Annotated in this window: 16 protein-coding genes and 1 tRNA gene; 14 read left to right on the top strand and 3 right to left on the bottom strand. The window is 60.7% G+C overall.

What is annotated here, in order from left to right; all coding sequences use genetic code 11:
- Window positions 1-189: 189 nt before the first annotated feature.
- Window positions 190-1,419 (bottom strand): pyridoxal phosphate-dependent aminotransferase, encoded by a 1,230-nt coding sequence (locus tag RIF72_RS02285; protein WP_309073231.1) that lies wholly within the window; start codon window positions 1,417-1,419, stop codon window positions 190-192.
- Window positions 1,420-1,670: 251 nt separating this feature from the next.
- Between RIF72_RS02285 and RIF72_RS02280 the strand changes: the two genes are divergently transcribed.
- The 9 genes from RIF72_RS02280 (at window position 1,671) to rplL (ending at window position 8,196) form a co-directional block, all read left to right on the top strand.
- Window positions 1,671-1,743: transfer RNA gene (locus RIF72_RS02280), tRNA-Trp, on the top strand.
- An 80-nt stretch (window positions 1,744-1,823) separates the two neighbouring features.
- A complete protein-coding gene (secE, locus tag RIF72_RS02275) occupies window positions 1,824-2,105 on the top strand; it encodes a preprotein translocase subunit SecE (RefSeq protein WP_309073230.1) in 282 nt (93 codons plus the stop codon).
- 113 nt (window positions 2,106-2,218) lie between these two features.
- Complete coding sequence (gene nusG / locus RIF72_RS02270; RefSeq protein ID WP_309073229.1) at window positions 2,219-3,064, top strand: transcription termination/antitermination protein NusG; 846 nt, start codon at window positions 2,219-2,221, stop codon at window positions 3,062-3,064.
- A 130-nt stretch (window positions 3,065-3,194) separates the two neighbouring features.
- The gene (gene rplK / locus RIF72_RS02265; protein ID WP_011775609.1) at window positions 3,195-3,626 is read left to right on the top strand and encodes a 50S ribosomal protein L11; all 432 of its coding nucleotides are present in this window, start codon (window positions 3,195-3,197) and stop codon (window positions 3,624-3,626) included.
- A gap of 147 nt (window positions 3,627-3,773) precedes the next feature.
- Window positions 3,774-4,481: a 50S ribosomal protein L1 gene (gene rplA, locus RIF72_RS02260; RefSeq protein WP_011775608.1), complete on the top strand. Its 708-nt coding sequence runs from the start codon at window positions 3,774-3,776 to the stop codon at window positions 4,479-4,481.
- Window positions 4,482-4,590: 109 nt separating this feature from the next.
- A complete protein-coding gene (locus RIF72_RS02255) occupies window positions 4,591-5,700 on the top strand; it encodes a GNAT family N-acetyltransferase (protein WP_309073228.1) in 1,110 nt (369 codons plus the stop codon).
- Window positions 5,679-6,848, top strand: coding sequence for a GNAT family N-acetyltransferase (locus RIF72_RS02250; RefSeq protein ID WP_375164187.1), 1,170 nt, complete (start codon window positions 5,679-5,681; stop codon window positions 6,846-6,848). Before RIF72_RS02255 ends, RIF72_RS02250 begins: the two co-directional genes overlap by 22 nt.
- A 300-nt stretch (window positions 6,849-7,148) precedes the next feature.
- Window positions 7,149-7,742 carry a 50S ribosomal protein L10 gene (rplJ, locus tag RIF72_RS02245; protein WP_011775605.1) on the top strand — a complete coding sequence of 198 codons (594 nt, stop codon included), beginning with the start codon at window positions 7,149-7,151 and terminating at the stop codon, window positions 7,740-7,742.
- 76 nt (window positions 7,743-7,818) lie between these two features.
- Entirely contained in the window at window positions 7,819-8,196 is a 378-nt protein-coding gene (gene rplL, locus RIF72_RS02240) for a 50S ribosomal protein L7/L12 (protein ID WP_011775604.1), read from the top strand.
- A 119-nt stretch (window positions 8,197-8,315) separates the two neighbouring features.
- On the opposite strand, the gene RIF72_RS02235 is transcribed toward rplL, so the two are convergent.
- Both RIF72_RS02235 and RIF72_RS02230 read right to left on the bottom strand, forming a co-directional pair.
- Window positions 8,316-8,804, bottom strand: a complete 489-nt coding sequence (locus RIF72_RS02235; protein WP_309073226.1) for a YbaK/EbsC family protein — start codon at window positions 8,802-8,804, stop codon at window positions 8,316-8,318.
- Complete coding sequence (locus RIF72_RS02230) at window positions 8,804-10,003, bottom strand: acetyl-CoA C-acetyltransferase (protein WP_309073225.1); 1,200 nt, start codon at window positions 10,001-10,003, stop codon at window positions 8,804-8,806. The genes RIF72_RS02235 and RIF72_RS02230 overlap by 1 nt, the downstream gene beginning before the upstream one ends.
- A 416-nt stretch (window positions 10,004-10,419) precedes the next feature.
- Here RIF72_RS02230 and rpoB point away from each other — a divergent pair, with 416 nt between their 5' ends.
- The 5 genes from rpoB to fusA all read left to right on the top strand — a co-directional run bounded on the left by rpoB (window position 10,420) and on the right by fusA (window position 21,311).
- Window positions 10,420-13,926 carry a DNA-directed RNA polymerase subunit beta gene (rpoB, locus tag RIF72_RS02225; RefSeq protein ID WP_309073224.1) on the top strand — a complete coding sequence of 1,169 codons (3,507 nt, stop codon included), beginning with the start codon at window positions 10,420-10,422 and terminating at the stop codon, window positions 13,924-13,926.
- 103 nt (window positions 13,927-14,029) lie between these two features.
- Window positions 14,030-17,929 carry a DNA-directed RNA polymerase subunit beta' gene (locus RIF72_RS02220; protein ID WP_309073223.1) on the top strand — a complete coding sequence of 1,300 codons (3,900 nt, stop codon included), beginning with the start codon at window positions 14,030-14,032 and terminating at the stop codon, window positions 17,927-17,929.
- A gap of 351 nt (window positions 17,930-18,280) precedes the next feature.
- The gene (rpsL, locus tag RIF72_RS02215; protein ID WP_009358312.1) at window positions 18,281-18,655 is read left to right on the top strand and encodes a 30S ribosomal protein S12; all 375 of its coding nucleotides are present in this window, start codon (window positions 18,281-18,283) and stop codon (window positions 18,653-18,655) included.
- A gap of 1 nt (window position 18,656) precedes the next feature.
- On the top strand, window positions 18,657-19,127 hold the full coding sequence (rpsG, locus tag RIF72_RS02210) for a 30S ribosomal protein S7 (RefSeq protein WP_003803829.1): 471 nt from the start codon (window positions 18,657-18,659) through the stop codon (window positions 19,125-19,127).
- A 69-nt stretch (window positions 19,128-19,196) separates the two neighbouring features.
- Window positions 19,197-21,311, top strand: coding sequence for an elongation factor G (gene fusA / locus RIF72_RS02205; RefSeq protein ID WP_011775599.1), 2,115 nt, complete (start codon window positions 19,197-19,199; stop codon window positions 21,309-21,311).
- Window positions 21,312-21,458: the final 147 nt, after the last annotated feature.

Genomic DNA, 21,458 nt, shown 5'->3' with positions numbered 1-21,458 from the left:
AGCGCTCATTGCCCTGGCCCGACGACGCTGCGACACCCTCTACGCCATGCTCCGCGACGGGACCCTCTACCAATCCCCAACACCCACAACCACTTGACGAAAAACATAGGGACACTCTCACGTCCCGCGCCTTAAACGCAAACGCTCTTCCACCTGTCACGGTGGAAGAGCGTTTGCGTTCGCTGCTTGCTACTTGGCCTTGCCCAGAAATTCCTGGATGCGGCGGACACCCTCGGCGAGGTCGTCATCGCCGAGTGCGTAGGACAGGCGGACGTAGCCGGAAGGACCGAAGGCCTCGCCCGGAACAATGGCGACTTCCACCTCGTCGAGGATGAGGGTGGCGAGTTCAGCAGAAGTCTCCGGGCGGACAGGACCATTGGAGGTCTCGAATTCCTTACCCAGCAGGCCGCGGACGTCCGCGTAGACGTAGAAGGCGCCGGTCGGCGTCGGGCATTCAACACCATCGATTGCATTCAGGCCGGCGACAATAGCCTTGCGGCGTCGGTCAAACGCAACTTTCATCTCGTCGACGGCGGTCAGCGGACCCGTGAGGGCTGCCGCGGCTGCGATCTGCATGATGTTGGAGACATTGGACGTCGCGTGGGACTGCAGGTTGGTGGCGGCCTTGATGACGTCGCTAGGGCCGATCATCCAGCCCACGCGCCAACCGGTCATGGCGTAGGTCTTGGCAACGCCGTTGAGGATGACCACTTTGTCGCCCAGTTCCGGTGCAGCAGTGGCGATGGACGTGAACTCGACGCCGTCGTAGGTCAGGTGCTCGTAGATCTCGTCGGTGACAACCCAGAGTCCCTTGGACGCGGCCCACTTGCCGATCTCCGCGACCTGCTCGGGGCTGTAAACGGCGCCGGTGGGGTTGGACGGGGAAACGAACAACAGGATCTTGGTCCTGTCCGTTACAGCGGCCTCAAGCTGCTCGACAGTTACCAGGTAGCCCTGTTCCGGTCCGGCGAAAACCTCAACCGGCACGCCACCGGCGAGCCGGATGGCTTCCGGGTACGTGGTCCAGAAGGGGGTGGGGATGATGACTTCATCACCCGGGTCCACGAGTGTCGCGAACGTGTTGTAGACGGCCTGCTTACCCCCGTTGGTCACCAGGACCTGGGAAGGATCAACCTGGTAACCGGAGTCCCGCAGGGTCTTCTCGGCGATGGCCTTCTTCAGCTCGGGGAGGCCACCTGCGGGGGAGTAGCGGTGATACTTCGGCTGACCTGCTGCCTCAATGGCCGCCTGGACGATGTAGTCCGGGGTGGGGAAATCAGGTTCGCCGGCACCGAAACCGATCACGGGACGTCCCGCGGCCTTCAGTGCCTTGGCCTTGGCGTCAACGGCAAGGGTGGCGGATTCTGCAATGGCGGAGATTCGCTGTGAAATGCGGGCGGTAGTTGTTCCGGCAGACATCTATGTACCGTTCTTCGCAGGCAGCTCGAGGGCTGGATGATGGGATTCGACGTAAACTACCTTATGCTGTTCTGCGGAGCTCCCGGGCGCCTGCAGAACTTTGTGACTGATAATGCCGGTCACAGGCTTTTAGGGCTGGGAGGTCCGGAATCGGCCGGTTCGACTATCGCGAAATTCTTGCGTAGACTGGTTCACCGGTGTTGAAAAGCACCACAGGCTGAAGTGCGGCCTGAAACATGGATCTGATCCATAGGGTAGTGGCGCAATTGGTAGCGCAGCGGTCTCCAAAACCGCAGGTTGCAGGTTCGAGTCCTGTCTGCCCTGCGCAAGCTGTTCCGGCGGAAACGCCGGGGCACGCGCAGCAACCATGGCTCTGATCAGAGTCGGGTCAACGACTTTGCAAGGTGAGTGAGGACCAGGTGACCGAAACAGCTGCCAGCAGCTCGAAGGGCCGTCCCGCCAAGAAGACCGACCGCGGCTTCTTCGCCCGTATTGCACTCTTCGTCCGCCAGGTGATTGGTGAACTGAAGAAGGTCGTTGCGCCCACCCGCAAGGAACTGATCAATTACACGCTCGTGGTGCTGGTGTTCGTAGCCATCATGATGCTCATCGTCAGCCTGCTGGACATCGCCTTCGGGACGGGAGCCAGCTGGGTCTTCGGTGGCGCAGGGGCTGTGGACCAATAAGCGGATCTGTCCGCAAACTGTGTGAATTCTTTGATTCGTCAGAGATTTTGCGGGGTTTGCGGAATTGAGCCATTTAAATAGGCATGTTAGGCAATGAGGAAGCAGGAGACCAAGTGTCTGAGCAGGAGCTCGAGGTAAACGAGACTGAGCTGGAAGAAACTGAGGGCGCCGCGGCTGAGGCTGTGGAAGAGTCCGAGGTTGATTCTGCTGCGCCCGAATCTGCCGACGTCGACGATTCCGAAGAGGACTTCGAAGCTGACGTGGACGACGAGTCTGATGACGCGTCGGACGAGGTTGCCGGCGACGAGGAAGAGTCCGACGGCGACGACCTGGCAGCCGCTGCTGCAGCAGCACCGGCCGATCCGGCTGAGGAATTCAAGGCCAAGCTGCGCCGCCAGGAAGGTGACTGGTACGTCATCCACTCCTACGCCGGTTACGAGAACCGTGTGAAGGCCAACCTTGAAACCCGCATCCAGACCCTGGACATGGAAGATTACATCTTCGAGATCCAGGTGCCCATGGAAGAGGTCGTCGAGATCAAGAATGCGCAGCGCAAGGTCATCAACCGCGTGCGCATTCCCGGCTACGTCCTCGTCCGCATGGACCTGACCGACGCTTCCTGGGGCGCAGTCCGCCACACGCCGGGTGTCACCGGCTTCGTGGGCAACGCCCACAACCCCGTCCCGCTGCGGCTCGATGAGGTCTTCTCCATGCTCGCCCCGGTCTTCGAAGAAGAGCAGGCAGAGCAGGGCAAGCCCGTCAACAAGCAGAACCAGGCTCCCGTGGCCGTCGACTTCGAGGTCGGCGAGTCGGTCATCGTGAAGGAAGGTCCGTTCGAGACCCTCCCGGCGACGATCTCCGAGATTAAGCCCGAGTCCCAGACCCTTGTGGTTCTGGTCTCGATCTTCGAGCGCGAAACCCCGGTGACGCTCGCATTCAACCAGGTCACCAAGATCTAGCTGATTCCAAAATTTCGCTCCAGTCCTGCCTGCTTAGCAGTTCGGGAGCGGCCGGTCGCCTTGCCATGGCGGCCACAAACCTGGGACGCGCTCCTGTGTCCCAGGAAGCTATTGAGAGAAGGACCCTACATTGGCTCCCAAGAAGAAGGTCACCGGCCTCATCAAGCTGCAGATCCAGGCAGGTGCCGCTAACCCGGCTCCGCCGATCGGTCCTGCGCTTGGCCAGCACGGTGTCAACATCATGGAATTCTGCAAGGCGTACAACGCTGCAACGGAATCCCAGCGCGGAAACGTTATCCCGGTTGAAATCACGGTTTACGAAGACCGTTCCTTCACCTTCATCACCAAGACCCCGCCGGCTGCAGAGCTCATCAAGAAGGCTGCAGGCGTTGCCAAGGGTTCGGCTACCCCGCACACCGTCAAGGTTGCCAAGCTGACCCAGGCACAGGTTGAGGAAATTGCTTCCACCAAGATGGAAGACCTCAACGCCAACGACATCAAGGCAGCTGCCCTGATCATCGCAGGCACCGCCCGCTCCATGGGCATCACCGTAGAAGGCTAGTAACCTTCGAAGGCCCTTGTGGCCTTCAACCGCCGGGTAACCGGCATCTGAAACATTGAAATGTCGCAGGATCCTTGCCGGATCCACGACTTGTGGCAGGGCCCAGCGCGGTCCGCAGACCACAACTGCACAAGGAGAAATAGCAGCATGGCAAAGCGCAGCAAAGCATATGAGGCAGCCGTAGCCAAGATCGAGGCAGACAAGGTCTACGCCCCGATCGAGGCCATCACCCTCGCGAAGGACACCAATCCTTCCAAGTTCGACGCAACCGTTGAGGTCGCTTTCCGCCTGGGCGTTGACCCGCGTAAGGCTGACCAGATGGTTCGTGGCACCGTCAACCTGCCCCACGGCACCGGTAAGACCGCCCGCGTCCTCGTTTTCGCTACCGGCGACAAGGCTGAAGCAGCTATCGCTGCCGGCGCCGACTTCGTTGGTTCCGATGACCTGATCGAAAAGATCGCAGCCGGCTGGACCGACTTCGACGCCGCAGTGGCAACCCCTGACCTCATGGGCAAGGTTGGCCGCCTCGGTAAGGTCCTCGGCCCCCGTAACCTGATGCCGAACCCGAAGACCGGTACGGTTACCCCGGATGTCACCAAGGCTGTCAACGACATCAAGGGTGGCAAGATCGACTTCCGCGTCGACAAGCACTCCAACCTGCACTTCATCATCGGCAAGGTGTCCTTCGACGTCAACAAGCTGGCTGAGAACTACGCAGCTGCTCTGGAAGAGGTGCTTCGCTTGAAGCCGTCCGCTTCCAAGGGCCGTTACATCCAGAAGGCTACCGTTGCCACCACGTTCGGTCCGGGCATCACCGTTGACCCGAACGTCACCAAGGTCCTCGTCGACGCGTAAGCTTCGCGGGCACTTGCTCTGATAAAAGGACCGTCCGGCTTTGCCGGGCGGTCCTTTTTCTTGCCCTTTTCCCTGTTCACCACCGGGGGAGAGCCGTAGGCTGTGGTGCGTGCCGACGTCGAACTCTTCCGCCATCGCCGGGTTGTCCGTGCAGCGGATCCCGGTCCCGAAAAGCCCCGACGCGAAGGGGGATCCCGATTTCCGCGCCTTCCATGACCTGGACGTTGCCCACCACATGGATCTCTGGGGGAACCTGGACCGTTGCTCCACGCTGGCCGAAGCTGTCCTCTTCTGGCAGGGCAATGAATACGAAGAACGGCATGTCTACCTGGCATTCCTCCATGGAGCCGTGGTGGGCAGCGGCACCTTGACGCTGCCTCTTAGCGAAAACACGACGACGGCGGGAGTGGACGTTCTTGTTGACGCTGCCTATCGCCGGCGGGGCATCGGGACGAGGGTCCTCGGGGTGCTGGAGCAAGTGGCCCGTGAGCGGGACCGTACGTCCTTTGACGCGTTTTGCGCGGAGCCAATCCGGCTCCTCATCCCGGGCGTTGAGTTGCTGGAGGCAAAGTCAGGCACGGGTGGCGTCCCAATGGACTCCGCTTCCACCCGCTTTGCCCTCCATCACGGATATTCCCTGGAGCAGGTCGAAACCAACAGCACGCTGCCCCTCCCGGTCGAAGAAGTGCTCCTGCAGGACCTTGAAGAGCAGGCAACAAAGCGGGCAGCCGGCTACAGCCTCATCGTGTGGCAGGACCGCTGCCCTGATGAGTTTGTGGATGTGTTCGCGAAGCTCAAAAGCCTCATGAGCACCGAGGTGCCCATCGCAGGCCTTGGCTGGGAGGGCGAGGACTGGGACGCCAATCGCGTCCGTCTCGAGGAATCCACGTGGCTGTCAGGCGGCGTTGCTTCCATGGCGGCCGTTGCCCGGCACGACGCCACGGGGGAACTGGCGGCCTACACAATACTCACCCACCGCGAGGCTACCCCGGGCATGGTCTACCAAGAGGACACGTTGGTTGCCCCAGGGCACCGCGGACACCGCCTTGGCATGCTGGTCAAGATTGCCAATCTTCGCCGTATCCACGAGCTATGGCCCAGCGCCACGTCCGTGATGACATGGAACGCCAATGAAAACCGGCATATGCTGGCCATAAATATCGCACTAGGATTCAAGCCCTCCGGCTTTGACGGCGAATGGCAGAAACGGCTGGAATGACTGTAGACGAGGCGAAGACTGTTCAAGTCGAGCAGCTGTGGGTGCCTGACACCCTGGACAGCCCCGACGCCGCTGATTTTTTGGACGCCGTTGAAGTAGGGCGCCGGGTACGCATGGAAACGTGGGGGAGTGACGACCTCGCCTATACGCCCTTGGAAAAGCTGTTGGAGCTTTCCGATCCTTATGAGCGCCAAGTCATTCTGGTGGCAAAGGTAGAGGGCGTCATTGTGGGCACGGTAGACATTGCCTTGCCGTTGGCGGACAACCTGGACTTGGCCGAGTTCACTCTGGACATCCTTCCCGAGTTCCAGGGCCAAGGTGTTGGCCGCCAGTTGCTGGAAGCCGCTGAGCAGCTCGCCCGGGCGGAGGGACGCACCATGGCTTTGGTGGATACCAACCACCCGGCAACGTCGCTCACTGAGATACCCGAGGACCAGTTGATTCCGGGCAGCGGCGCTGGCTTTGTTCCTGAGAGCAGCAGGGAGGTGGACTTCGCCAAGCGCGCTGGCTACACCCTTCAACACATCGAACAGTTCAGTTCATGCGTGCTGCCCCTGGATTCCAAGCTGGTGGGGGATCTGCAGCTTGAAGCGGAAGAAGCCAACGGCGGCAGGTACGCCCTGCACCACTGGACTGACCGTTGCCCCGAGCCCTGGCTGGAAGCCGTGGCCGCTTTGGAGAACGCTGCCGGTGAGGTGGTCCGTGACGAAGGCGACGAAGATGCGCCTGAAGTGGAAGCGAGCGGAATGGTCTTCGACGCAACGGTACTCCGCGAAACCGAGGATGCGGCCTTGGCGCAGGGGCGGCGAACGGTGGTGACCGCCGTCGAGCATGTAGAGAGCGGGAGGCTGGTGGGCCTGACCACCATCAGCGTCCTTGCGCACCGCCAGGACGTGGTTTTCCAGGACGATACTTTGGTCTTGCAGGAGCATCGCGGCAACAAGCTCGGCTTGTTGATCAAGGTGGCCAACATGGAGCGGTTGAGTGAGCAATTCCCGGATGCCCGGGTCATCTATACCTGGAACGCGCCCGAGAACAGATACCTCCTGACCGTGAACAAGCAATTGGGATTTACTACCGCGGGTGTCACTGGACTGTGGCAGAAGGAACTTCCGGGCAGACTTGCGGGAGCCACGTCGTCAGACTAAGCAAGGTCGATTTGGTTTGCCGACCACTCTCCCGTAACCTTGAAGTACCAAAGACCGTCGGTTGATGGGAATCCACTCTTTCGAGCACAGCTCAATTCTGTAGCTGCGCCCTTGAGGTAAAAGTGAATTCCTTGACGAAGGACCCTGAACATAGGGCGGCCGGCGCAGGTGAACGAAGCAAGTCTCCACGGATCAAACTGTGTTGAGCCAAGCCCCGTGCATCTGCGCGGGGCGTTTTTAGTTTTTAGCTCTCGTGAGCGGGGACCCGGAAGACCGGCTTTATTCCCCGGAAGGAGGGTTATGACAACGCCTAGCAAGATCTCCGCAGTTGCAGAGATCACCAACGATTTCAAGGAATCGAACGCGGCTGTCCTGACCGAATACCGCGGGCTCACTGTTGCACAGCTCAAGGAACTGCGTGTTGCGCTCGGCCAGGACACCAAGTTCTCGGTCGTCAAGAACACCCTGAGTGCCATTGCAGCCAAGGAAGCTGGAGTTGAAGCATTCAACGATCAGCTCGCCGGCCCTACTGCAATCGCCTTCATCAAGGGTGACGCTGTTGCTGCTGCCAAGAGCCTGACGGACTTTGCCAAGGCCAACAAGCAGCTGGTTATCAAGACCGGCGTCTTCGAAGGTAAGGCATTGGACGCAGCAGGAGTTGCCGCACTGGCAGCCCTCGAGTCCCGCGAGCTGCAGCTTGCACGTGTTGCTGGTGTCCTCAAGGCTCCCGCATCCGCTGCTGCACGCATCATCGACGCCCTGCGCCTCAAGCTTGAAGAAGAGGGCGGCGCATCTGCACCGGCCGCTGAAGAAGCCCCGGCCGCTGAAGAGGCTGCTGCTGAAGAGGTTGCGGCTCCGGCCGAAGCCGCTGAAGCTGCAACCGAAGAGAACTAAGTTCTCCCCTCAATCAAACTCTGGTGTATGGACAGGCTTAGCCCGGATCTGCACCAACTAATGGAAGGACGCCACCATGGCGAAGCTCAGCAACGAAGAGCTCATTGAAGCTTTCAAGGAACTGACCATCATCGAGCTCTCCGAGTTCGTCAAGCTCTTCGAAGAGACCTTCGAAGTTACGGCTGCTGCTGTTGCAGTTGCTGGCCCCGCTGCCGGCGGTGCTGCTGAAGCTGCTGAAGAGAAGACCGAATTCGACGTCGTTCTCGAAGCTGCTGGCGACAAGAAGATCGCAGTGATCAAGGAAGTTCGCGCCATCACCTCCCTCGGCCTCAAGGAAGCCAAGGACCTGGTTGACAGCGCACCGAAGGCTGTTCTCGAAGGCGCCACCAAGGAAGCTGCCGAGAAGGCAAAGGCTCAGCTCGAAGAAGCTGGCGCAACGGTTACCCTCAAGTAACTCGTCTTGCTTGTGGAAGCCCCGTCCGGTTCACCGGGCGGGGCTTCCTGCCCTTAATGCACCCCAAGTAGATCGCAGTTGAGGTCGTTCTGAGCCGTCAGAACGACCTCAACTGTTACTCAGTTGGGTTCGCTGATGTCGGCTACTACCGCGCCCAGGGCGGCGGTGAGTGCATCCGCGTCCACGAACGCGCTCCGGCCATGCGCCCCGGCACCCATGGAGATGCGGCGCCCGGTAATGGTGGCATCGGCATAGACAGGCCACGGTGTGGTGCTGCCCAGCGGAGTGATGGTTCCACGCTCGTAGCCGGTGGCGGCCAAGGCGACGTCGGCATGGGGGAGTGAAAGCTTGTTGACGCCTACCAAGGCTCGCAGCTTGGGCCATGAGATCTGGCGGTCCCCCGGAATGAGCGCGAAAAGGAAGCTGCCATCGCGATGCTTGACCACCAGTGACTTCACGATGTCCGCGGGGCTGATGCCCAGGATGCCGGCAGCCTCCTCCAAGCTGCGGGCAGCCGGACGCTCGACGACGTCAACGTCCAGGCCGCGCGCGGCGGCGTCTGACAGAAACCGTTCGACGCCGTCGCCCGGCTTGGATGCGTCAGTCATCAGTCGCGGTACAGGAGGAGGGCTTCACCCTGGCCTCCGCCTCCGCACAAGGAGACAGCCGCTTTTCCGGTTCCCCTGCGCTTGAGTTCGTGTGCGGCATGCAGGGCGAGCCTTGCTCCGGACGCCCCGATGGGGTGGCCCAAGGCTATGGCGCCGCCATGGATGTTGCACTTCTCCAAGGGGTAGCGGAGGTCTTTGAGGGACTGGACAGCCACAGAACCGAAAGCCTCATTGATTTCGATGAAGTCCAGGTCCTCCGCCGTCCAACCGGCGCGCTTCAAGGCCTGCGCTATGGCGTTCGATGGCTGTGAGTGAAGCGAATTGTCAGGACCTGCAACCTGACCGGGTTTTCCAACAACAGCCAGGTAGTCCAGCCCGTTGTCCTTGGCGAAGCGGCGACTGGTCAACACCAGTGCGGAGGCGCCGTCGGACAGGGGAGAGGAATTGCCGGCGGTGATGGTGCCGTCTGTTGCGAAAGCAGCTTTCAGCGGCGCCAGCGTTTCCAGTGAGGTGTTGGGCCTGACGCCCTCATCCGTGGTGAGGACCAGGGGATCGCCCTTGCGCTGCTTGACGCTTACCGGAGCGATTTCGACGTCGAAAGTTCCGTCCGCGATGGCGGCTGCAGCGCGCTGGTGCGAGGCCGCCGCAACTTCATCCTGGGCCTTGCGGTCGATGCCGAGCGTGACGTTCTTCGTTTCCGTCGACAAGCCCATGGATTGTCCGTCGAAAGCATCGGTGAGGCCGTCATGGGCGGCGACGTCCAGTGCCTGGATGGCGCCATAGGTCCAACCCTGGCGGGATCCCGGAAGGAGGTGCGGTGCCCGCGTCATGGATTCCTGGCCGCCGGCAACTACCACTGTGGCATCACCGCTGCGGATCATGCGTGCGGCATCAATGACGGCTGTGAGTCCGGATAGGCAGACCTTGTTGATGGTGACGGCAGGGATGTTCCAACCGACGCCGGCGGCGATGGCGCTCTGCCGGGCCGGATTCTGGCCTGCGCCGGCCTGAAGAACCTGGCCCATGATGACAGCGTCCACCTGCTCGGCTTTGACACCGCTGGCCGCGAGTGCCGCGGTTATGGCGTGAGCACCGAGGTCGACGGCGGTGAAGCCGGCTAATTGCCCGTTGAGCCGGCCCTGTGGGGTACGGGAAGCAGCAAGGATGACAACGTCATTGTCGTCAGCGGAGTTGGTCATGGTCTCTCTTCCGATCCTGGAGTGGTGTAGCAAGGCTATCGCGGAGCGCGCGTCAGCCTATCTCTTCAACAATTGTGCAGTTCCTCCCATTCCATAGCGGTTTCCCGGGGGACACGTTCGGGCATTGGTGCCTGCAGCAACCGTGCTTGCAATCACGGACGATCTGGGGTAGACAGAAAGGCTGCTTTGCCGTATCGTAGATATTTGCGTCTTCCCTGTTAACCTTCAGCCTTCATATAGCGGTGGGCTTTATCTCTCAGCTGCGTCATTGACGTGCCGTTCCGAAACGTGCACTGTCATAAGCGGACTGGGTCCGGGTCATATAGCGGAACCGGAACAAGTATCTTGCGGAGCACTCTGCAGGATGCAAACGGGGGAGATCTGAAAACGCCTGAAGGTCTGTGGAAGGATCCCTCTTGGTCGCCTCGAGCACCTCTAATAACGAAACCGCTAACACGGCAAGCACCGATGGTGCCACCCGCCGCCTCTCATTCGCAAAGATTCACGAACCACTTGATGTTCCGAATCTTCTCGCCCTGCAGACAGACAGTTTCGACTGGCTGGTCGGAAACGAACGCTGGCAGGCGCGGGTAGCGAAGGCTGTCGAGGAGGGCGACCTCAGCGTCGCCACCAGCTCCGGACTTGCCGACATCTTCGAAGAGATCTCCCCCATCGAGGACTTCCAGGGCACTATGTCCCTGAGCTTCTCCGAGCCGGAGTTCGCTGACCCGAAGTACACCATGGCCGAATGCAAAGACCGTGACGCCACCTACTCGGCCCCGCTGTATGTCAAGGCCGAGTTCATGAACAACAACACGGGTGAAATCAAGCAGCAGACCGTGTTCATGGGCGACTTCCCTCTCATGACTGAAAAGGGAACGTTCGTCGTCAACGGCACCGAGCGTGTCGTTGTCTCCCAACTGGTCCGTTCGCCGGGCGCCTACTTCGAGCGCACCGCTGACAAGACCAGTGACAAGGACATTTTCACTGCGAAGATCATCCCGTCGCGTGGTGCATGGTTCGAACTCGAAATCGACAAGCGCGATCAGGTCGGCGTTCGCCTCGACCGCAAGCGCAAGCAGTCGGTCACGGTTCTCCTGAAGGCCCTTGGCTGGACTGAAGGCCAGATCCTGGAAGAGTTCGGCCAGTACGACTCCATGCGTGCAACGCTGGAGAAGGACGCCACCGAGACCCGCGAAGACGCGCTTCTGGATATCTACCGCAAGCTGCGTCCGGGCGAGCCGCCCACAGTTGAGGCTGCCCAGTCCCTGCTGGACAACCTGTACTTCAACGCCAAGCGCTACGATCTTGCCAAGGTTGGCCGTTACAAGATCAACCGCAAGCTCGGCATCGACCGCTCCCTTGGCGACAAGGAAGCATCGGTCCTGCACGTTGAAGACATCGTTGCCATGATCAAGTTCCTCGTTGCGCTTCACGCCGGCGAGAAGACCCTCATGGGCAAGCGCGACGGCGAAGACCACGAACTTCGCGTCGACGTCGATGACATCGACCACTTCGGCAACCGTCGCATCCGCGCCGTTGGTGAACTGATCGAGAACCAGGTCCGCACCGGCCTCTCCCGCATGGAACGCGTCGTCCGCGAACGCATGACCACGCAGGACGTCGAGGCCATCACGCCGCAGACACTGATCAACATCCGTCCCGTCGTGGCAGCCATCAAGGAGTTCTTCGGAACTTCCCAGCTGTCGCAGTTCATGGACCAGAACAACCCGCTCTCGGGTCTGACCCACAAGCGCCGCTTGTCCGCGCTTGGCCCGGGTGGTCTGTCCCGTGACCGTGCAGGCATGGAAGTTCGAGACGTTCACCCGTCCCACTACGGACGTATGTGCCCCATCGAAACTCCTGAAGGCCCGAACATTGGTCTGATTGGTTCGTTGGCTTCCTACGGCCGCATCAACCCGTTCGGCTTCATCGAGACGCCGTACCGCTTGGTTTCCGAGGGCGTCGTTTCCGACGAAGTCCAGTACCTGACGGCCGACGACGAAGCCGAGGTCCTGATCGCACAGGCCAACGCTCCGCTGGATGCTGACAAGAAGTTTGCGGAAGAGACCGTTCTTGTCCGTGCCCGTGGTGGTGGAGGCGAGCCTGTCCTGGTTCCCGCCGCCGACGTTCAGTTCATGGACGTTTCCCCGCGCCAGATGGTGTCTGTGGCAACTGCCCTGATCCCGTTCCTTGAGCATGACGATGCCAACCGTGCACTCATGGGTGCCAACATGCAGCGCCAGGCCGTGCCGCTGGTCCGTTCCGAGGCTCCCTTCGTGGGCACCGGCATGGAGCGCGCAGCAGCCGTCGACGCCGGTGACGTAGTCATCGCCAAGAAGGCAGGTGTGGTCACCGAGGTTTCCGCCGAGCTGGTTGTCATGATCAACGACGACGGTACTGAGACGAACTACCGCATCAACAAGTTCGCCCGTTCCAACCAGGGCAACTGCTACAACCACCGCGTATTGGTCAGCGAAGGCCAGCGCCTGGAAGTTGGCGGCATCATCGCTGATGGTCCCGCAACGGACCAGGGCGAACTCGCCCTTGGTAAGAACCTCCTCGTGGCATTCATGTCATGGGAAGGCCACAACTTCGAGGACGCCATCATCCTCTCCCAGCGCATTGTTGCTGAGGATGTACTTTCCTCCATCCACATCGAGGAGCACGAAATTGACGCCCGCGACACCAAGCTTGGTGCCGAGGAAATCACTCGTGATATCCCCAACGTGTCCGAGGAAGTCCTTGCAGGCCTGGACGAGCGTGGCATCATCCACATTGGTGCCGAGGTTGAAGCAGGCGACATCCTGGTCGGAAAGGTCACCCCTAAGGGTGAGACCGAACTGACCCCGGAGGAGCGCCTTCTCCGCGCGATCTTCGGTGAGAAGTCCCGCGAAGTCCGCGACACCTCCCTGAAGGTGCCCCACGGCGAGTCCGGTACGGTCATCGGCGTGCGCGTCTTCGACCGCGACAACGACGACGAACTGCCGCCGGGCGTGAACCAGCTGGTCCGCGTCTACGTTGCAGCCAAGCGCAAGATCACCGACGGCGACAAGCTCGCCGGCCGTCACGGCAACAAGGGTGTTATCTCCAAGATCCTTCCGATCGAGGACATGCCCTTCCTTGCAGACGGTACCCCGGTGGACATCGTCCTGAACCCGCTGGGTGTTCCGGGTCGAATGAACGTTGGCCAGGTTCTTGAAACCCACCTCGGTTGGGTTGCCAAGACTGGTTGGAAGATCGAAGGCGAGCCGGAGTGGGTCAAGAACCTCCCGAACCTGCCCCGTGAAACCGGCCAGACCACCGTTGCCACCCCGGTGTTCGATGGCGCGCGCGAAGAAGAAATCACGGGCCTGCTTGACTCCACCAACGTGACCCGCGATGGCGACCGCCTGATCGACTCCTCCGGTAAGACCCGTCTGTTCGACGGCCGCTCCGGCGAGCCGTTCCCGGATCCGATCTCCGTCGGTTACATGTACATCCTGAAGCTCCACCACTTGGTGGACGACAAGATCCACGCACGCTCCACCGGCCCGTACTCCATGATCACGCAGCAGCCGCTGGGTGGTAAGGCTCAGTTCGGTGGCCAGCGCTTCGGTGAAATGGAAGTGTGGGCGCTCGAAGCTTACGGTGCCGCTTACACCCTTCAGGAACTCCTCACGATCAAGTCGGATGACATCCATGGTCGTGTGAAGGTCTACGAAGCCATCGTCAAGGGCGAGAACATCCCTGAGCCTGGCGTTCCCGAGTCCTTCAAGGTCTTGATCAAGGAAATGCAGTCGTTGTGCCTGAACGTGGAAGTTCTTTCCACTGATGGAACCACGATCGAAATGCGTGACTCTGATGACGCAGTCTTCACGGCTGCGGAAGAACTGGGCATCGATCTGTCTCGTGCAGAGCCCAGTTCCGTAGAAGAGGTCTAGCAGCTGTTCCGGCGGGCAGCCTCAACAACTGTCCGTCGGAACAACTCCCTCTTCCCGTAACCAAGACTTCAGAATTTAGAGAACAAGAGAGAACAGGGACCATATGTCCAGCGAATCCTCCTTCGGCCTCATGCAGATCGGCCTCGCCACCGCGGAAGACATCCGCGGATGGTCTTACGGTGAGGTCAAGAAGCCGGAAACCATCAACTACCGCACGCTCAAGCCCGAGAAGGACGGCCTCTTCTGCGAGAAGATCTTCGGCCCGTCCCGCGACTGGGAGTGCTACTGCGGCAAGTACAAGCGCGTCCGCTTCAAGGGCATCATTTGCGAGCGTTGTGGCGTTGAAGTCACCCGCGCCAAGGTGCGTCGTGAGCGCATGGGCCACATTGAGTTGGCGGCGCCTGTAACCCACATCTGGTACTTCAAGGGCGTTCCCTCGCGCTTGGGCTACCTTTTGGACCTGGCACCGAAGGACCTCGAGAAGGTCATTTACTTCGCTGCCTACATGATCACCAGCGTTGACACCGAAAGCCGTCACGCTGAACTGCCGAACCTCCAGGTCGAGCACGACCTCGAGAAGAAGCAGATGGTGGACAACCGCGACAGCGACATCGCCACGATTGCCCGCGACCTTGAAGACGAGCTTGCCCGTCTTGAAGGCGAAGGCGCCAAGGCTGCCGACAAGAAGAAGGCCCGCGACTCTGCTGACCGCCAGATGGCGAACGTCCGCAAGCGTGCCGACGCCGACATCGAGCGCCTTGAGCAGGTTTGGGACCGCTTCAAGAACCTTAAGGTCGCTGACCTTGAAGGTGACGAAGGCCTTTACCGCGAACTGCGCGACCGTTACGGTCTGTACTTCGAGGGCTCCATGGGTGCCGAGGCTATCAAGAAGCGCCTCGAGACCTTCGACATGCAGGCTGAAGCCGAGTCACTCCGCGACACCATCCAGAACGGCAAGGGCCAGCGTAAGACGCGTGCCCTGAAGCGCCTGAAGGTTGTCAACGCGTTCCTGACCACCAACAACAGCCCGCTCGGCATGGTTCTCGACGCCGTTCCGGTGATCCCGCCGGAACTGCGCCCGATGGTCCAGTTGGACGGTGGCCGCTTCGCGACCTCCGACCTCAACGACCTCTACCGCCGTGTGATCAACCGCAACAACCGACTCAAGCGACTGCTTGACCTCGGCGCTCCGGAGATCATCGTCAACAACGAGAAGCGCATGCTTCAGGAAGCTGTTGACAGCCTCTTCGATAACGGACGTCGTGGCCGCCCCGTTACGGGTCCGGGCAACCGTCCGCTGAAGTCCCTGAGCGACATGCTCAAGGGCAAGCAGGGTCGTTTCCGCCAGAACCTCCTCGGCAAGCGCGTTGACTACTCCGGCCGTTCGGTCATCGTCGTTGGCCCGCAGCTGAAGCTGCACCAGTGTGGTCTGCCCAAGCAGATGGCCCTGGAGCTCTTCAAGCCGTTCGTGATGAAGCGCCTGGTTGACCTCAACCACGCTCAGAACATCAAGTCGGCAAAGCGCATGGTTGAGCGTTACCGTCCGCAGGTTTGGGACGTGCTGGAAGAGATCATCACCGAACACCCGGTGCTGCTCAACCGTGCACCTACCCTGCACCGCCTCGGCATCCAGGCCTTCGAACCGCAGCTTGTGGAAGGCAAGGCAATCCAGCTTCACCCGCTGGTTTGTGGCGCTTTCAACGCTGACTTCGACGGCGACCAGATGGCAGTACACCTGCCGCTGAGCCCGGAAGCCCAGGCAGAAGCACGCATCCTGATGCTGTCCTCGAACAACATCCTGAAGCCGTCCGATGGCCGTCCGGTGACCCTTCCTTCGCAGGATATGATCATCGGTCTCTACCACCTGACCACCAAGCGCGTCGGCTCCGCCGGCGAAGGCCGCATCTTCTCCTCGGTTTCGGAAGCCATCATGGCGTACGACGCCCGTGATCTGCACCTGAACTCCCAGGTGAAGATCCGTCTGGACGACTTCGTGCCTTACGCAGGGTGGGAAGCTCCGGAAGGTTGGGAGCCCGGTCAGCCGGCTCTCGTTGAAACCTCCCTGGGCCAGGTCATCTTCAACCAGACGCTGCCCGAGGATTACCCGTGGGTCGAGGCCGTTGCGGATAAGGGCGAACTGTCCCGGATCGTCAACGACCTCGCCGAGCGCTACCCGAAGGTTGTTACCGCGGCAACGCTGGACAACCTGAAGGATGCCGGCTTCTACTGGGCCACCCGTTCGGGTGTCACGGTTGCCATCTCCGACATCGAGGTGCCTACTTCCAAGCCTGCCATCCTGGCCGGTTACGAGAACATGGCTGCCAAGATCCAGGGCCAGTACGACAAGGGCCTGATCGACGACGACGAGCGTCGCCAGGAACTGATCGAAATCTGGAACAAGGCAACCAACGAAATCGCCCAGGCGATGCGCGACAGCCTGTCCCCGATGAACACCATCAACCGCATGGTGTCCTCCGGTGCACGTGGTAACTGGATGCAGGTCCGCCAGATCGCGGGTATCCGTGGTCTTGTGGCCAACCCGAAGGGTGAGATTATTCCTCGCCCGATCAAGTCCTCCTACCGTGAGGGCCTGTCGGTTCTGGAATACTTCATCGCCACGCACGGTGCCCGTAAGGGTCTGGCCGATACCGCTCTCCGTACTGCCAACTCGGGTTACCTGACCCGTCGTCTGGTGGACGTTTCGCAGGACGTCATCGTCCGCGAAGAGGACTGTGGTACTGAACGCGGTCTGGTCACCCCGATCGCCGTGCCGGATTCCAATGGTGAGCTCGCCTTGGACGAGAACGTCGAGAACAGCGCCTACGCACGTACGCTGGCTGTCGACGTCGTCGATGCCCAGGGCAACGTCCTGGCTGCCGGCGGCACTGACTGCGGCGACGTTGTAATCGACCAACTGCTGGCTGCAGGCATCACCGAGGTCAAGGTCCGCTCCGTACTCACTTGTGAGTCCAAGGTGGGCACCTGTGCACTTTGCTACGGCCGTTCGCTGGCCACCGGCAAGACCGTGGACATCGGCGAGGCCGTGGGTATCATCGCCGCACAGTCCATCGGTGAGCCCGGTACCCAGCTGACCATGCGTACGTTCCACACCGGTGGTGCTGTTTCCGCCGGCGGTGGCGACGACATCACCCAGGGTCTGCCCCGTATCCAGGAGCTCTTCGAAGCCCGTACTCCGAAGGGTGTCGCACCGATTGCTGAAGCAGCCGGCCGCATCACCATCGAAGAGTCCGAGCGCCAGATGCGCCTGGTCATCACTCCGGACGATGGTTCCGAAGAGATTGCCTACCCGGTGCTGCGCCGTTCACGTCTCCTCATTGAGGACGGCGAGCACGTCAGCGTCGGCCAGAAGCTGATCAACGGTCCGGTGGACCCGAAGCAGGTTCTGCGCATCATGGGCCCCCGTGCCGCACAGAAGTTCCTTGTGGACGAGGTTCAGGGCGTTTACCGCAGCCAAGGTATCGGTATCCACGACAAGCACGTCGAGGTTATCGTTCGCCAGATGCTGCGCCGCGTGACCGTCATCGAATCCGGCGACTCCGACCTGCTCCCCGGTGAGCTTGCAGAGCGCGCCCGCTTCGAGGACGAGAACCGCCGCGTCGTATCCGAGGGCAAGGCCCCGGCTTCGGGTCGTCCGGAACTCATGGGTATCACCAAGGCTTCCTTGGCTACCGAGTCCTGGCTGTCCGCAGCTTCCTTCCAGGAAACCACCCGCGTCCTGACGCAGGCGGCCATGGAAGGCAAGAGCGATCCTCTGCTGGGCCTCAAGGAAAACGTCATCATCGGTAAGCTCATCCCGGCTGGTACGGGTCTGCCCCGCTACACAGAGGTCACTGTGGAGCCGACGGAAGAAGCAAAGGCAAGCCTGTTCACGGGCCCCAGCGCGTTCACCGACTTCTCCTATGACGCCCTGGGTGGCGACGGTGCTCCCGAGTTCCACGCCATCCCCTTGGATGACTACGATCTCGGCAACGACTTCCGCTAAAACGGAAAGTTGACGCCGTAAAGGTCAGGCCCCGTACTTTCGAGTGCGGGGCCTGACCCTTTAACAGCCTCCATACACCCGATTAAGGCTCTAGATCAAGCCGTGCTAGACTTTTGGTAATTGTTCTGTGTGGCAGTGGATGAAGGCCGCCGCAGCATCATTTTGGTTTTGTTCTCATGGTGCTGGGTGGAGCCTGTTTCCGGGTTGCGGGCAACATGCGCAACGAATGCCGCACTTTTGCACGCCTACCGGAGTTTTCGGCCGGCTGCACGAGCAACGCCAAAGTTCCCACGTTTACACTGGCTGGCGCCTGTGTGTGGGGGCAGAGATCAAACAACGGAGAACACGAAAGTGCCTACGATTAACCAGCTGGTCCGCAAGGGCCGCACGCCGAAGGTCTCCAAGACCAAGGCTCCCGCGCTGAAGGGCAGCCCGATGCGCCGCGGTGTTTGCACCCGCGTTTACACCACCACCCCCAAGAAGCCGAACTCGGCTCTCCGTAAGGTGGCACGTGTGCGCCTCAACGGTGGCGTAGAAGTTACCGCCTACATCCCCGGTGTTGGCCACAACCTCCAGGAGCACTCCATCGTGCTCGTCCGTGGTGGTCGTGTTAAGGACCTTCCGGGTGTCCGCTACAAGATCGTCCGCGGCGCACTCGACACCCAGGGTGTCAAGAACCGCAAGCAGGCTCGCAGCCGTTACGGCGCAAAGATGGAGAAGAAGTAATATGCCTCGCAAGGGTCCGGCCCCGAAGCGGCCGCTAGTTTCCGATCCCGTTTACGGCTCCCCGTTGGTCACGCAGCTGATCAACAAGGTTCTTGTCGACGGCAAGAAGTCCACCGCAGAGCGCATCGTTTACGGCGCACTCGAAGGTGCACGTGCCAAGTCCGGCGGCGACCCCGTTGCCGCTCTCAAGAAGGCCATGGACAACGTCAAGCCTTCCCTCGAGGTGCGTTCACGCCGTGTTGGTGGCGCTACCTACCAGGTTCCGGTTGAGGTCAAGCCGGGTCGCTCCACCGCCCTCGCTCTGCGTTGGCTCGTGGGCTACTCCAAGGCCCGCCGTGAGAAGACCATGACCGAGCGCCTCCAGAACGAAATCCTGGATGCCTCCAATGGTCTTGGTGCCGCTGTGAAGCGTCGCGAAGACACCCACAAGATGGCCGAGTCCAACAAGGCCTTCGCACACTACCGCTGGTAAAAACTTTCCGGACGCCGCCGGCTCACTGAGCCGGCGGCGAACGTGTAGTCCATCCGAAAGGGAGACCCCGTGGCACAGGACGTGCTTACCGACCTTAATAAGGTCCGCAACATCGGCATCATGGCCCACATCGATGCCGGCAAGACCACCACTACCGAGCGCATCCTGTTCTACACGGGTGTGAACCACAAGATCGGCGAGACGCACGACGGCGCTTCGACGACTGACTGGATGGAACAGGAAAAGGAACGCGGCATCACCATCACGTCTGCCGCCGTGACTTGCTTCTGGGACAAGAACCAGATCAACATCATCGACACCCCGGGCCACGTTGACTTCACAGTTGAGGTTGAGCGCTCCTTGCGCGTCCTCGACGGTGCAGTCGCAGTGTTCGACGGCAAGGAAGGCGTGGAGCCGCAGTCCGAGACTGTTTGGCGCCAGGCTGACAAGTACAACGTTCCGCGTATCTGCTTCGTCAACAAGATGGACAAGTTGGGCGCTGACTTCTACTTCACCGTAGACACCATCATCTCCCGCCTTGGTGCCAAGCCGCTGGTCATGCAGCTGCCCATCGGTGCTGAGAACGACTTCATCGGTGTTGTCGACCTCCTCGAAATGCGCGCCCTGGTTTGGCCTGGCGACGCAAAGGGTGACGTCACCATGGGCGCTTCCTACGAAGTGCAGGAAATCCCCGCGGACCTCCAGGCCAAGGCCGAGGAGTACCGTGCACAGCTCGTTGAGACTGTGGCCGAGGCTTCCGAAGAACTCATGGAGAAGTACCTCGAAGGTGAAGAACTCACTCTCGAAGAGATCAAAGCCGGCATCCGCAAGATGACCATCAACTCTGAGCTCTACCCGGTCTTCTGTGGTTCGGCCTTCAAGAACCGCGGTGTCCAGCCGATGCTTGACGCCGTTGTTGACTTCCTGCCGAACCCGCTCGACGTCCCGCCGATGATCGGTCACGATCCCCGCGACGAAGAGAAGGAACTCACCCGCAAGCCGTCTGCGGACGAGCCGTTCTCGGCCCTCGCCTTCAAGATTGCTGCGCACCCGTTCTTCGGTCAGCTGACCTTCGTCCGCGTGTACTCCGGTCACGTCGAAGCCGGCGCCCAGGTGGTTAACTCCACCAAGGGCAAGAAAGAACGCATCGGCAAGCTGTTCCAGATGCACGCCAACAAGGAAATGCCCGTCGAGGGCGCTACCGCCGGCCACATCTACGCTGCCATCGGTCTGAAGGACACCACCACGGGTGACACCCTGTGTGATGCCAACAACCAGATCGTCCTCGAGTCCATGAGCTTCCCGGAGCCCGTGATCTCGGTTGCCATCGAGCCCAACACCAAGGGTGACCAGGAGAAGCTCTCCACGGCCATCCAGAAGCTCTCCGCTGAGGACCCGACCTTCCAGGTCTCCCTCAACGAAGATACGGGCCAGACCATCATCGCCGGCATGGGCGAACTTCACCTGGACATCCTGGTGGACCGCATGCGCCGCGAATTCAAGGTCGAGGCAAACGTTGGCAAGCCGCAGGTTGCTTACCGCGAAACCATCAAGCGCGCCGTTGAGCGCCTTGACTACACGCACAAGAAGCAGACCGGTGGTTCGGGTCAGTTCGCAAAGATCCAGATTGCGATCGAGCCCATGGACACCGCTTCCGGCGAGCTGTATGCGTTCGAGAACAAGGTCACTGGTGGCCGCGTTCCGCGCGAATACATCCCGTCCGTTGACGCTGGTATCCAGGATGCACTGAACGACGGCGTCCTGGCCGGTTACCCGGTTGTCGGCATCAAGGCCACGCTGATTGATGGCGCGTCCCACGACGTTGACTCCTCGGAAATGGCGTTCAAGATCGCCGGCCGTATGGCTTTCAAGGAAGCTGCACGCAAGGCGAACCCTGTTCTGCTTGAACCGCTGATGGATGTTGAGGTCCGCACACCTGAGGAATACATGGGTGATGTTATTGGTGACCTGAACGCCCGTCGTGGCCAGATGCAGTCCATGGAAGACGCAGCAGGCGTGAAGGTTATCCGTGCGCACGTTCCGCTGTCCGGCATGTTCGGTTACATCGGCGACCTGCGGTCCAAGACCCAGGGTCGTGCTGTGTACTCCATGACGTTCAACAGCTACGCGGAGGTCCCCAAGGCAGTAGCCGACGAGATCATCCAGAAAACCCGCGGCGAGTAATCTCCCGGTAACGGATGCAATTCCGGTATCGGGAAGGCATCTGAGCGCTTGAGGCGGGGCTGCGGCGACAGCCGCGGCCCGGCCCCTGCGCAAACAGGCTCGAGGAACTACCATTGGTTCCTGAATCTGCAATTTCACCAAAACCAA

This window comes from Paenarthrobacter sp. (assembly GCF_031180005.1).
Lineage (GTDB): Bacteria > Actinomycetota > Actinomycetes > Actinomycetales > Micrococcaceae > Arthrobacter.
This window is presented reverse-complemented; position numbering and strand designations above follow the sequence as displayed.

What these genes read in the sequence shown, in the direction of transcription:
- RIF72_RS02285 (WP_309073231.1), bottom strand. Translation starts at nt 1,419, where the DNA reads ATGTCTGCCGGAACAACTACCGCCCGCATTTCACAGCGAATCTCCGCC.
- rplA (WP_011775608.1), top strand. Translation starts at nt 3,774, where the DNA reads ATGGCAAAGCGCAGCAAAGCATATGAGGCAGCCGTAGCCAAGATCGAG.
- RIF72_RS02250 (WP_375164187.1), top strand. Translation starts at nt 5,679, where the DNA reads ATGGCAGAAACGGCTGGAATGACTGTAGACGAGGCGAAGACTGTTCAA.
- rplJ (WP_011775605.1), top strand. Translation starts at nt 7,149, where the DNA reads ATGACAACGCCTAGCAAGATCTCCGCAGTTGCAGAGATCACCAACGAT.
- rplL (WP_011775604.1), top strand. Translation starts at nt 7,819, where the DNA reads ATGGCGAAGCTCAGCAACGAAGAGCTCATTGAAGCTTTCAAGGAACTG.
- RIF72_RS02235 (WP_309073226.1), bottom strand. Translation starts at nt 8,804, where the DNA reads ATGACTGACGCATCCAAGCCGGGCGACGGCGTCGAACGGTTTCTGTCA.
- RIF72_RS02230 (WP_309073225.1), bottom strand. Translation starts at nt 10,003, where the DNA reads ATGACCAACTCCGCTGACGACAATGACGTTGTCATCCTTGCTGCTTCC.
- RIF72_RS02220 (WP_309073223.1), top strand. Translation starts at nt 14,030, where the DNA reads ATGTCCAGCGAATCCTCCTTCGGCCTCATGCAGATCGGCCTCGCCACC.
- rpsG (WP_003803829.1), top strand. Translation starts at nt 18,657, where the DNA reads ATGCCTCGCAAGGGTCCGGCCCCGAAGCGGCCGCTAGTTTCCGATCCC.